This is a genomic window from Reichenbachiella ulvae, assembly GCF_025833875.1.
Classification (GTDB): domain Bacteria; phylum Bacteroidota; class Bacteroidia; order Cytophagales; family Cyclobacteriaceae; genus Reichenbachiella; species Reichenbachiella ulvae.
This window is the reverse complement of the sequence record NZ_JAOYOD010000001.1, coordinates 2,772,460-2,784,088: the sequence shown is the minus strand read 5'-3', so window position 1 is coordinate 2,784,088 and position 11,629 is coordinate 2,772,460. Positions and strand designations below refer to the sequence as shown.

The 11,629-nt window shown below is 43.5% G+C and carries 10 protein-coding genes; 4 read left to right on the top strand and 6 right to left on the bottom strand.

Annotation, left to right across the window (positions count from 1 at the left end):
* The first annotated feature begins 443 nt into the window (after positions 1-443).
* The 3 genes from N7U62_RS11075 (at position 444) to N7U62_RS11065 (ending at position 2,490) form a co-directional block, all read left to right on the top strand.
* On the top strand, positions 444-665 hold the full coding sequence (locus tag N7U62_RS11075; protein ID WP_264138036.1) for a hypothetical protein: 222 nt from the start codon (positions 444-446) through the stop codon (positions 663-665).
* Positions 666-808: 143 nt separating this feature from the next.
* The gene (locus N7U62_RS11070) at positions 809-1,351 is read left to right on the top strand and encodes a hypothetical protein (RefSeq protein ID WP_264138035.1); all 543 of its coding nucleotides are present in this window, start codon (positions 809-811) and stop codon (positions 1,349-1,351) included.
* Positions 1,352-1,599: 248 nt separating this feature from the next.
* A complete protein-coding gene (locus N7U62_RS11065; protein WP_264138034.1) occupies positions 1,600-2,490 on the top strand; it encodes an META domain-containing protein in 891 nt (296 codons plus the stop codon).
* A gap of 180 nt (positions 2,491-2,670) precedes the next feature.
* On the opposite strand, the gene N7U62_RS11060 is transcribed toward N7U62_RS11065, so the two are convergent.
* From N7U62_RS11060 to N7U62_RS11035, 6 genes are all read right to left on the bottom strand, one after another.
* Positions 2,671-3,681: a lipase/acyltransferase domain-containing protein gene (locus N7U62_RS11060; protein WP_264138033.1), complete on the bottom strand. Its 1,011-nt coding sequence runs from the start codon at positions 3,679-3,681 to the stop codon at positions 2,671-2,673.
* Between the two features lie 9 nt (positions 3,682-3,690).
* Complete coding sequence (locus tag N7U62_RS11055) at positions 3,691-5,217, bottom strand: phytoene desaturase family protein (protein ID WP_264138032.1); 1,527 nt, start codon at positions 5,215-5,217, stop codon at positions 3,691-3,693.
* Complete coding sequence (flxY, locus tag N7U62_RS11050; RefSeq protein WP_264138031.1) at positions 5,214-6,509, bottom strand: flexirubin biosynthesis putative acyl-CoA ligase FlxY; 1,296 nt, start codon at positions 6,507-6,509, stop codon at positions 5,214-5,216. The genes N7U62_RS11055 and flxY overlap by 4 nt, the downstream gene beginning before the upstream one ends.
* Before the next feature lie 6 nt (positions 6,510-6,515).
* Positions 6,516-6,887, bottom strand: coding sequence for a holo-ACP synthase (gene acpS, locus N7U62_RS11045; RefSeq protein WP_264138030.1), 372 nt, complete (start codon positions 6,885-6,887; stop codon positions 6,516-6,518).
* Positions 6,884-8,536: a C45 family autoproteolytic acyltransferase/hydrolase gene (locus N7U62_RS11040; protein ID WP_264138029.1), complete on the bottom strand. Its 1,653-nt coding sequence runs from the start codon at positions 8,534-8,536 to the stop codon at positions 6,884-6,886. Before N7U62_RS11040 ends, acpS begins: the two co-directional genes overlap by 4 nt.
* A gap of 212 nt (positions 8,537-8,748) precedes the next feature.
* Positions 8,749-9,807, bottom strand: a complete 1,059-nt coding sequence (locus N7U62_RS11035; protein WP_264138028.1) for a methyltransferase — start codon at positions 9,805-9,807, stop codon at positions 8,749-8,751.
* A gap of 301 nt (positions 9,808-10,108) precedes the next feature.
* Between N7U62_RS11035 and N7U62_RS11030 the strand changes: the two genes are divergently transcribed.
* Positions 10,109-11,344, top strand: a complete 1,236-nt coding sequence (locus tag N7U62_RS11030; protein ID WP_264138027.1) for an NAD(P)/FAD-dependent oxidoreductase — start codon at positions 10,109-10,111, stop codon at positions 11,342-11,344.
* The last annotated feature ends 285 nt before the right edge of the window (positions 11,345-11,629 follow it).

Here is an 11,629-nt window from a genome sequence, read left to right as displayed (position 1 = left end):
AAGTTAGGGAGTTACTAAATTTTAGATTTTACCTTTTACATTTTTGATTTTCTGTTTTGTAGCGCATTAAATGAGCATCAAAATAATCAATTATAAATGTCGAATATTGAACACCGAATGTCGAAGTTTTTCGTCATCCCCCAGAAATATAGAATGATCCTTATTGTGCGGTTCAAAGGTGCATGATTTTGACTTTTTAGGGGAAAGACTAATTCTGATTTGTGAAAGCTATATGATCATTTTTACTGGATAGAAAAGGGAGAATAAGCATATAGCGCTATAGGAGTTACAAAGCCTCCGGCGGCCATTACAAAAGGGGTGGTAAGCGATACAAGGCCCCTGGCACCCGGTACAATCAGGTCGGTAGGCCATACAAAGGGAGTGACAAGCGATACAAGGACTATGGGGATCGATACAAATTGGTCGGTAAGTCAAACATTTGGATGGGGAAGGAATACAAAGCCCCCGACACCTGCTACAAAAGGGTTGGCAGGTATTACAATACCATCGGCACCCAATACAAAGCGATCGGCAAGTCAGTCATGAAAGGTGACAATCCTTACAAGAACAACGGCAGGCCAAACATCACAGTGAGCCACCTATACAAATCACCTGGCAGGTCAAGCATCTGGGTGGGGCATCTGAGTCTCTCAGTTGGCGAGTAATGCAGAGCGCTCGGGCAGGAAAGCAAATCGATGGGTAGTAAGAATATTAGCCTTGGAAACTAAGTAAAATTGGGGTTGTGTTATATTGCAGATATATCACGCACTGTGCGTGATTTAGAAATGTTAGATGTAATTTTTCCCTGATGAAACTACTTAGCCTAAGATTCTTAACGATTCAAGCACTATTTCTCAGCCTAGCTGGTTGTTCTTTGGATGAAGATCAGTTTAAGACTTGGAGGAAATACTCCAAACTGTCAGTTGACGATTTTCAGGCTGAAGCTCCATCTCCAGAAGGTCGAGAATTTGATGCATGGCTATTTGCAGGTTTGGCTATCGAACAGCAGAACGGAAGACCAGTGGTTAAGGCAGTAATCGACCGTTACAATTCATGGTTTGACAGTACGAGAAACAATGCTAGAGTTCTAAACCATGAAGTATATCATGCGAACCTACACTTGATTTTTGCCAACGAAACTAACAGACTGATTCGACAGAACCATCTTGATTGGGATGAATCAACAGAACTTACCAATAAAATGTCTTCTAAATCACATGAAGTTCAACTGATGTACGACGCAGATACGAAACATAGCCGAGACACTCTGCAACAAATGAGATGGCAATTGAGAATTGATTCCATTTTGAACGGTCAACTTGTATTTGAAGACATAGAAGAATTACAGTAAAAACATCTAACATGGCGTGATAGTGCATGTGCGAACTGAGCATTTAGCCAGTTTCGGCGGAACGAACCCGTGCATCTGCCGGCGGAATTTACTTCTCTGCATATAGTGAGATCAGTTCGCCGCATCGGAAGATCGGCGGAATGTAGCTCTTACCGGTTCGCTAGTAGGTTCGGCAGATTTTCACTACTTTGGCTGTATTATCAAACGACACGCACACGCACCATACGCAGGCGTTACCTCTCATAAGCATGAAGTTCATTAAACTGCTTTTCCTAATTTCTATTATTATTGGTTGTGATTCTACTGATGAGCCAACACTTTCTGAAGAACCATTCTCGGTGCTCATCAATGGTGAACTTTTCACCCCAGATCGAAGTGGTTCTGCTTCATACTATAATGGAAGGCTAGGGTTTGGAGCAATTGACACAATCGACAGAGTAGGTAATGACGAAAAATTCCAGATTTTCTTCACAATACTTAACCCCGAAATTGGAGTCAACTCCATTGATAATCTTAACAACAAAAGTAGTATTCAATTGTACAGATGGATTGGAGGACAGGGAGTTGGCCCATTTGCTACGAGTGGAGAATTTCATTTAACAGAGTTTGATACGATTAACAGGGTTTTTTCGGGAACTTTCAATTGCATTTTTGACTATCCTGAACATGATATTTATTACGAGTTAACTGACGGACAATTCAATGATTTTACCTTGTCAGAATTATTCTGCGCACCCGAGCTTCCCTTCCAACAGCCTGACTCAATATCGCTATTCAATAATTGGGGGCTAACTGGTTTCAAAAACCCAGACGGCTCGTATTCGTATCCGCCATGTGGAACGGAATCACGAATCAAAATAACTGAGTATTCAGCAGAGAATTCCATTGCATATTTTCAAGGAAAAGGACCAATCAATTCATTTAGTCTAAAACCTCAGATTCTTGAAAATAACAAATTCATTACTGGATCAATTGCAACCACAAGAGCAGGTGGATCGCAATGGGAAATGGATTATGAAAGTGATTTTATTGGTTTCCTGGATAACGATACCATTTCATTTGACATCCAAGATGATGAACTGACTTTAACTAACACTACTTGGAACTCTCAACTCGTATTTAGGACAATTGAGAAGTGAGAAACGAGAGATAACAGACTATATAGCGCATGGCCTTGCTTAGCCATTTGCCAAAAATTTGCTCAATATCCCGCTTATCAGCCGCCAAGAAAGCGAGGTATTTTCTGCATGAAACAAACTAAGATTAGGGACTTCCTGAAATACAACTGTGTGTAACAGCCTATATAGCAAAAACCCAAACTACTTCTTCCTCTTCAATAGCTTCCTGGCTTTTTCCCAGATGGTTTCGGGTTTCTTGTTGAGGAAGTCCGATATGATTTTGCCCATCTCGGGGGTGCGCAGGTAGCCAAAGGACTTGTGGGCATTGGCAGTCACCCAGTTTTTGTAGTCATTGTCTACCAGCATATCGGTAGGGGCGACATGGTTGGAGTTGGAGGCGAAGAATTGTGCCAGCTCGTCGAATACCGCAAAGTGATCTTCCTTGTCCGAGAGGTTGAACCAGTGCTTGATGTTTTCTGGTGTAGGCAGTAAGTCTCCTTCTTCATATTTGAATTTGTGATCCCTCGCGATATTCTCTCTGATCAAGGGGAGCCCAAGTGGTGAGCCCATCGAGATGAAAGTGTCTATTTCGTAGATGTTTTGTAGGAGCCATAATACATCGTAGGTGATGATGGATCCCATGGAGTGTGCTACGATCAGTATTCGTTTGTTGCGGTGCTTGTATAGGAATCTTCTGAGTCGATTGCGAATCAGTTTTTTGACCGGCAATTGATCCAAAAATTCCGCCTTGCTTTGCTCTTCGTCATAATATGCCGCCAGGTCTCTAAAGGATTTTTTGACGACAAAATTGAAAGGCAAGCGATAGTTGGCCAGACCATTTTTGCTGAGGAAGGCTATTTCCTTGATCTTATCAAAAGTGATTTTAGCCAGATGCCAGGGTGTGTATCGGATTTTGGGAGTGGGGATCGGCTCGGGGATATAGGGCTCCTCGATATGCAGCTCATGATCCGGGTCCTTGATCCGCGGGTTCAGCGGATAGGGATACATGATGTCTGCCCAGTACACCATCTCAAAATGAAAATGCTTTTTGGATCCCTCTACTTTCTTCAGACCCTCGATGATGGATTTTTTCCACCAAAGCTTGATCATAGGGTGCGGAGGCTTGTTGCCTAAACCATGTACACCTAGAATCAGTGTGCCTGGTTCTTTGCGCTTCTTCTTTTTTAGCTTAAAAAATCTCCTCCCCGTCATGAATGCAACTTACAAAACAGATTTGATTTTTTTGAGTAAATAATCTCTCCCCAAAATTTCGGTACAAGTGACCACAGAACTGATCGTAGCGCCCAGTACGCCGTGGAGGATGATGTTCTGCCCGGTGAAAAACATGTTTTTCATTTTCGTGCGGGTGTTGATCTGTGACTTCAGCGGGAAGTTGTGATCGCGAGAGATCCCATAGAGCGAACCATCCGTCGTATTCAGATAGTCCCGCTGGGTCAGTGGGGTAGAGGTATGGTAGCTCTTGATATGCTTGTTGATACCAGGCATATAGTTCTCTAATCTTTTGAGTAAGATTTGAGCCTTTCGTTCTTTGAAATCCTGGTAACTCTCCGATCGATCACTCACCTGAAGCGTGGTGTTGTAGGTTTCGATCCAGGGCTGAACTTCATCCATTTTCATGTAAGCCATCACCGTGATCACGCCGGCATATTCTGGTTTTTTCTCGTCTGGCAAATAGAAGATCGCGATGTCTTTGCCCCAGTCGTCGAGTTTGTAATCGGTCAGACCCCAGACCTTCTCCTGACTGAAGTTGTAAAAGTTTGAGTTGACATATTTCACTGTTTCAGGCTTCAATACCAGATACAGGGTGAAAACGGATACAGTGTTTTCCAGGCTCGCGATTCTGGAAGTATAGGATTTTCGCATCAGGGACTGATCCATCAGTTTGATGGTTTCTGATGGGTGTACGTTGGAGATGAAAATGTCCCCTTTGATGGTACGTCCATCTGCCAGGGTCACACTCTCTACAGTTCTTTCATTGTGATTGATAGAGGTGACCTCTGCATTTCTTACGATGTTGCCACCTCGGTCTTTGATCGAATAGTTGAGCGAGCGGCTGATCTGACTCCCGCCCTTGTGGAATTTGTAGGCACTCATCATATATGAGTTGATGATCAGTGCATGTACATAAAATGGCGTTTTGTTTTCCTCTCCTGCATAGAGGAGGTTAGAGCCTGCCAGTACTTTTTGAAGCTTTTCATTGGAGGTATAGCTGTTGATTTTTTCGCTAGCCCCGGTGTACATGTACTCTAGCTCATTGCTCTTTTCGGGCAGGTCGTAGATGTTGTAGAGGGCAAATTTCTTACAAAGCTCCTTGATGTCGTGAATATATCGATCCAGGTTGGCCTCTTCGTCGGGGAAGAATTGGAGCAATTGGTTTTTGAAATTATCATAGCCTTGCGCATGCGGATACTGGTTGTCGTCTCCAGCGAAGGTGATGATGTCATAGCCGTTTTCGTCCAGCTTCATGATGTCGACATCCTTGAAGATGTCCAGATACTTGAAGTAGGGATAAAGAGGCTGTCCTTCCTCCAGACCACCAACATAGTGCACGCCGGTATCGAATTTGCCCCCATCACGCTTGAAGGTCTGCAAAGTACCGCCGATCTGAGCGTTTTTCTCCAGGATACAAACGGATTTGCCTTCCATGGCCAGCATCAGTCCACAGGCCAATCCGCCCATGCCTGATCCTATGATTACTACCTCGTATTTGTCGTCTATCTTTTTCACTTAATTGCCTCTCTTTTGTCCACGAATCTGCGGGGTTTTCTACTGCCTTTCGGGAGTATCTCGCTGGAAATATAAGCAGCCGTATTTTGTTCCAGTATTGGATTGACTCTTAATCGTTGCTGGAGTAGTCTCTGGGCACGATCTATGATCCCCTGATCCAGATGGTCAGGTAGGATCACTTTGAGTTTGTCCAGCCCCAAGTCATCCAGAGATAGTTCGATGATATAGTTGTCAATCTCAGAGATATGGTTCAATACGTTTTCGATCTGCTGGGGAAAAAGCGTTGTGCCTTTCCATTTGATCATCTGACCTTTTCGTCCTTCGATCGGCCCCAGTCGGAGGGTATTGCGACCGCAGCTACAAGCGTCCGAATGTACTCGGGCCAGGTCACCTGTTTTGAATCTGAGCAGTGGCATGCCCTTGATCCCAAAAGGAGTCACCGTCACTTCACCCACCTGTCCATGGGGTACAGGTTGATTGTTTTCGTCCAGTATCTCTATGTGAATCAGCTCTGGCAACAGGTGCCCTCCTTTTCCTTCCTTACATTCGGTAAAAGCGGTGGCCATCTCTGTACTGGCATAGGTAGAGTACAACTCTACATCCCAGATCTCACTTAGTTTTTCATTCAGCGTATTCGGTTCGAATTCCTCGTCCTTGATCGGCTCCCCGATGCATACAATTTTTTTGATTGAAGTGGTTTTGGGGTCTATGCCCTTGCCCAGCAGATAGTTGCCAAACTTGTAGGCAAAAGAAGGGACTGCCACGAGCACGGTGGGTTTGAATCTTTTTATGTTGTCCAGCTGAAAGTCCGGATCTCCTATGCCTGATCGAATCACTGCAGCACCCAGAGCCGTGGCTCCCAGGTAGTAGGCCATTCCAGCCATGAACCGTTTGTCTAGTGTAGTGGTGATCTGTATTACATCATGGGCAGTGATACCGCACATCTCCAGGGATCTACGCTCATTCCATTCCAGTCTTTTCTGGTCCTCTCTGGTGAGGCCTATGCTGATAGGATCACCCAATGTCCCGGAGGTAGTAACATACTCGATGATGTCCTGATTGCTCACTGTCTGGAATTCCAGATTGTACATTTCCACCTCTTCTTTGGTAGTGACAGGGAGCAGATGGATGTCCTCCAGGCTCTTGATGTTCTGCCAATCCAATCCTGATTTTGCGAACTTCTTTTGATAGTATTTTGAGTTTTCCCGGATGTATGTCAAATGGGAAAGAAACTGCTCGTTCTGCAGTTTTTTGATGTTTTCTAAACTCGAATAGTCCTGTTCTATCTCCACGTTTGCCTACTTGGTTATGGTCACATAAGCGACCGCATATTCGGCGGTATGGCTTATGGATACAAATATGTCTTTCAGTTCTGATTTATCAAAATATGATTGGGTTGCTCCATGTAGTTGGATGATAGGAGCTCCCTCTTCATTGTGGGCCACTTCGATTTCCTTAAAATCGGCTCCCTGTGCCCAACCCGTACCCAGGGCCTTCATATAGGATTCCTTGGCTGCAAATCGTGCGGCCAGATGCTGTTCGGGATGTCCTTGAGACATGCAGTATTGTTGTTCTTCAGGACTGAAGACCAAATCAAGGAATTTTTGATTCTTCAGTTTCTTCTTGAAACGAGCCGTTTCTGCGATATCCGTACCTATGCCATGAATCATTGCTGAAGGCTTTTGATTTGCTCTTCGATAAAAACCTTGTCCTCCATGTAGGCGATATCCAACTGCAGTGCCTTTTGGTATTGTGCAATGGCTTTTTCTTTGTTGCCAAGAGCTGCATGGTAGTTGCCTAGCAGACGGTGGGTTTCGTAGTACATGGGGTTACTGTTTTCGAACGCTGCTAGCTGCTCCTCGCTGAGTGGTTTTTCTTCTTGTGTCGCAGAGATCAATTCAGCTTTCAGGGATTTGAATTTTTCGAAAGTCTGAAAATCCGTACTTTGGTAGAAGCTGTCAGGCGCCAACTGCAAAGAATCTATGCTAACGCCCAAGGCGTTTCCTTTCCATAGATCGAAATCATCCAGATCATAGGCATCAAATACATTTTCCTGAAAGGGGTAGTTCGATACCCAAACGCGCTTTTCTACATTGTCGAAAATCACCGCATGATGAGCCAGCAGTTGGTTGATGGCTTTTGGATTTCCTATCCCCAGGTCTTTGCCATCGATGCCCTTTTGGTTTCTCAGTATTTTGGCAATGTTGTCAGGCGAGGTAGAGTCGATTCGGGTGCAAAGCTGCTCAGTTCTCAGAAAGCGGTCTTCCGATTCAGAAGTGGCCAAATGGTCTAGATTGATCGGTAGGTCTTTCATTTCCGGACTTTGATAGTGGTTGGCCACTACCAGTGTGTCATCCTTTGGGTAATAGTAGCCTGTACGCTCTGGGGACTTTTCTATCACCATCATTTTTTCATCCTCCAGAGAGGAGATCGTAAAGAGTTCGGACACAAAGCTGTCATACTTTTCTGCAATGGCTTTTGCCTCGGCTATATTGGAAGCATACTGCAAGATGTCTCTGGCGATAATCGAAACGGGAGTCCCTGACTGGCTTGGGATCTCAGATTTGGCAGAGTTGAGGGTAATGCTGAGCCCTTTTTCGTTCATACCAGATACCACTCCGCAGAAGCCTCCCCAGGTGACTGATAGATACTGATAGCCCTGGTCAGGATTACAAAGCAAAACGATTTTGTCCTTGGCAAAGTCATCCCCGAAATAGAAATCGAAATTGCGACCCGACATCATGAGCTGGGTGCTGTCACTGAAGTTCCAGATTCCAACAGAGGTGCAGCCAACTAAATGCATATTTTGAACGGCATGCCCGATATCATGTGCTGCGTGATAGTTGACGATGCGGTTGAATTTGGGGCCGATGAAATCATACTCGTCCGAAAAGAACTCCGATACACCGTATATTTCTTGTCGATATTCTAGCGGTATGTACTCATCCAGGTCTCTATTGAACCAGGCGATACCTAATAAGAGTACTTTTCTCAAGAACCAGGAGGGTACATTGGTGTTGATTTCATCCACGAAGATTTGTTCTTGATTTTGGATCAGCTGCTTGTGTAGAATGCCCATGGTTCTGCCACGATCGTAGGCATTGCCTTCTATGTAGCTTTCCCAATTGCCGTTTTCGTTTTGACGAATCCAGCTATTGCCCAGCTGGTAATGGTTTTCTGCTACTACCACCATCTGGTCAGCTGTGATTTCGCTTTCACCTGTCTCTGGGGCAGGGTAGACCACTCTCATCACAAAATAGACGGCTCCTATCAGTAACAAAGAAGCGAGAATGATGAGGGTGATGTAGCGTTTTTTCATATTAGACAATGAGACTCGGTTCTATACCTGAAGTCTTCGGTATGACTTCATGCGGTGAGGGTTTACATGGACGAATCCAACCCGTGGCTCGAAATTAATCTAAAAGTCAGATATGTCTAGCTGCTCACAAGGCTTTGTGTGAAGGCAAGCTAAGAAAGGGTAGCTTTCCGACACATGATGGTTACAGACTAAACCTGCTGTACACGCAGCTGCTATGCCTTTTTACACTCTATAATGGTGTGGAAATTGTCTTCCATCAGAAGATGCGTGTTGATGATTTTTAAACCAGCCTGGTCGATCATGCTTTCAAACTGAGGTAGCTTGTACATCTTGCTGTTGCCATTGGCGATGCAGCTGAAATAAAGTGAGGTAGCAGCGAGTGAATAGCTAGCGGCTTCATAGGGTTGATTGTCAATGAAAGGCTCCATGATAAATATAGAAGTGTCAGCATCAGCAGCCTCTTTGCATTTAGATAGTATATCAATGATTTGCTCTTTGGAAAAGCAATCCAGAAACTGACTCATCCATATGATATCTGCACCTTTTGGAATGGCATGTTCTGGATCGAGAATGTTCATTGGATGAAATTCAATCCTGTGCTCCAATCCTTTTTTTAGCACATTCGCTTTGGCCATTTCGATCTGTCCTGGTAGATCCAGGATTTTAATCTTTACGTTTTCATCGTAATCACAGCATTTGAACGACCATTTTCCCGTATTGCCACCAATGTCAAATAGTGTTTTCGGCTTCTTTTCAAAAACTATTTTCAAAGCAGAGTCAAAAGCATCCTGAGAGTAGAAATGATCGAACTCCAACCAGGATTTTCTCACATCGTCTTCTAGATGGGCCAGCGCTTCGTAGACGGTAGGCCAGCTGCCAAATACTTTCAGACCTGAGGGCTTCCCCTGTTTTAGAGAATCTTCCAAAAATGCAGAACCATTGTAGCATACATCATGGGAGAAATTCATATTGACTCGTGTGAGCTCGTCTCTTAATAGGAAGTATCCAATTTTGCTGAGCTGTATTCGTCCGTCCTCGACCTCTATTACATTCATGACTTCTGCTGTGTCGAGTAGTATTTCGACCGTATAGTCATCCAGATCCAGATCGGCCATGATCGACTCCTTGGTGGCCTGGCCTTGGCTGCTGCGGATGTTTTCCATCACTCCCAAATTTTTCATGGCTCTAATCGCCTGAAAGGTCAATGGCGCAAAAGCGATTTTTTGTGCTTCAAATTTTGCGTCAATGGCTGAGAGTTTCTGTTTGTTCATGCTTTTTTGATTGATAAATCCTATTAATAGAAAATGAAAGCACAAGTAAATAAGGAAAGCGCTAAAATTTATTTATTAAAGAGAATTTTAATCAGATTCTAATGTGCATGGATTTGATGTTTTGTTTTTATGTTGCATTAAAAGTACTATTAGAGCGAGGAGCGTTATTTCAAATCTTATTATTTTTGAATTCAATTAAGAGACTAATTGATCCTATAGGGACGGTTTACAAGAATGTGAACCAAAATAAGGAGAGTCACGAATCAGCCATTTGGTCTCAAAATAATAATTCAACAAATCTATGAAGGATGTATTGGTGATTGGAGCAGGACCTGCAGGGAGTGTAGCGGCGGCTTATTTGGTGAATCAAGGTTTTAGTGTGACGGTGGTTGAAAAATCTAAGTTTCCCCGTTTTACCATTGGCGAAAGTTTATTGCCACTGAGTATGGAGCATTTCAAAGAGGTAGGAATGCTGGAAGCCTTAGAAGCGGCCAATTTTGAAGTAAAGTCTGGAGCGCTGTTCGTGCGAAAAGATCAGGAAATGGATATTTCCTTTGATGAGAATTTTACACCTGGGTGGACTTGGACCTGGCAAGTACCACGCGATGAGTTTGATCACATTCTGGCTAAAGAAGCCGAAAAGAAAGGTGCGGAATTCAAATATGAAACGGTCATTTCTAAAATTGACTTTCAAGAAGATAAAGTGGTAGCCGATATCGATGAGCAGGGAAGCGTGAGCACCGAGGAGTTTCGCTATGTGTTAGACTCTAGCGGCAATGCAGGTGTGCTGGCCAAGATGCTGAATTTTGATGTGGAGTATCAGGCGACCAACAGAAGATCACTTTTCACTCAGGTAAAAGAGGAAGATCGATCTCCCTACAAACGTCCTATGAGGATTACTTTCGAAGTGCTACAGCAGGATTTGTGGTATTGGGTGATTCCTTTCTCGAATGGCAACACTTCTTTGGGTTTTGTCGGGAACAAAAAATGGTTCGACCTACCGGCAGAAGATAACAATGAGCTATTCAGAAAAATGATGGCTCAGTCAGATCATTTCGTTGAGCGATTCGAGGGGAAAGAATTTTTGTATGATGTACGTGGTGCGAATGATTACACCAATTCTGCTACCAAACTATACGGACACCGATTTGCACTGGCAGGTAATACCACTGGTTTTATCGATCCGGTATTTTCTTCAGGGGTGGCGATTGCTACTGAGTCTGCTATCAAAAGTGCCAAACTGATCGAACGTGAATTGAATGGGGGAAAGCCTGATTGGGAAATGGAATATGTAGCCCATATGAAACAAGCCAGTGAGGTGTTCAGAGCAGTAGTAGAAACCTGGTACAATGGAGATTTACAAAAGATTTTCTTCCATTCGGATATCAAGTTGGAAATCAAGAAGCAAATCACTTCTATATTGGCTGGATACGTTTGGGATATGAGTAATCCATTTGTGAAGCGAAACAAGAAGCTAATTAAGACGGTAGCTCATGTGGTTGGTATGGAAGAGCAAGCGACACTTTTGGAAAAATAGAGGGTAAAGAAAAATCAGTAAAAAAGCCTTGACAGACGTGTGTTTGTCAAGGCTTTTTTTGTTTCATCAGATGCTATGATTATTGTCATATGATTATATCATTTATACATGTGTAATAAATTGCTCAAGACAAAAATTTTCGCTAAATTCCTCTAAAGGTAAATCCCTACTTTGGAATTTTTAGCTACGTACATTTTTTCCCTTCAGCAGGATAGTAAAATGTGATTGTCAGCTCCAGGCTGATTAGATACCCTCACTCCTTTATGGAGATTATTAAACGCATGA

Bases quoted from the DNA above. Each gene is read 5' to 3' on its own strand.
- acpS (WP_264138030.1), bottom strand. From the start codon at position 6,887: ATGATTCATGGCATAGGTACGGATATCGCAGAAACGGCTCGTTTCAAG.
- N7U62_RS11075 (WP_264138036.1), top strand. From the start codon at position 444: ATGGGGAAGGAATACAAAGCCCCCGACACCTGCTACAAAAGGGTTGGC.
- N7U62_RS11060 (WP_264138033.1), bottom strand. From the start codon at position 3,681: ATGACGGGGAGGAGATTTTTTAAGCTAAAAAAGAAGAAGCGCAAAGAA.
- N7U62_RS11065 (WP_264138034.1), top strand. From the start codon at position 1,600: ATGAAGTTCATTAAACTGCTTTTCCTAATTTCTATTATTATTGGTTGT.
- N7U62_RS11070 (WP_264138035.1), top strand. From the start codon at position 809: ATGAAACTACTTAGCCTAAGATTCTTAACGATTCAAGCACTATTTCTC.
- N7U62_RS11040 (WP_264138029.1), bottom strand. From the start codon at position 8,536: ATGAAAAAACGCTACATCACCCTCATCATTCTCGCTTCTTTGTTACTG.
- N7U62_RS11035 (WP_264138028.1), bottom strand. From the start codon at position 9,807: ATGAACAAACAGAAACTCTCAGCCATTGACGCAAAATTTGAAGCACAA.
- N7U62_RS11030 (WP_264138027.1), top strand. From the start codon at position 10,109: ATGAAGGATGTATTGGTGATTGGAGCAGGACCTGCAGGGAGTGTAGCG.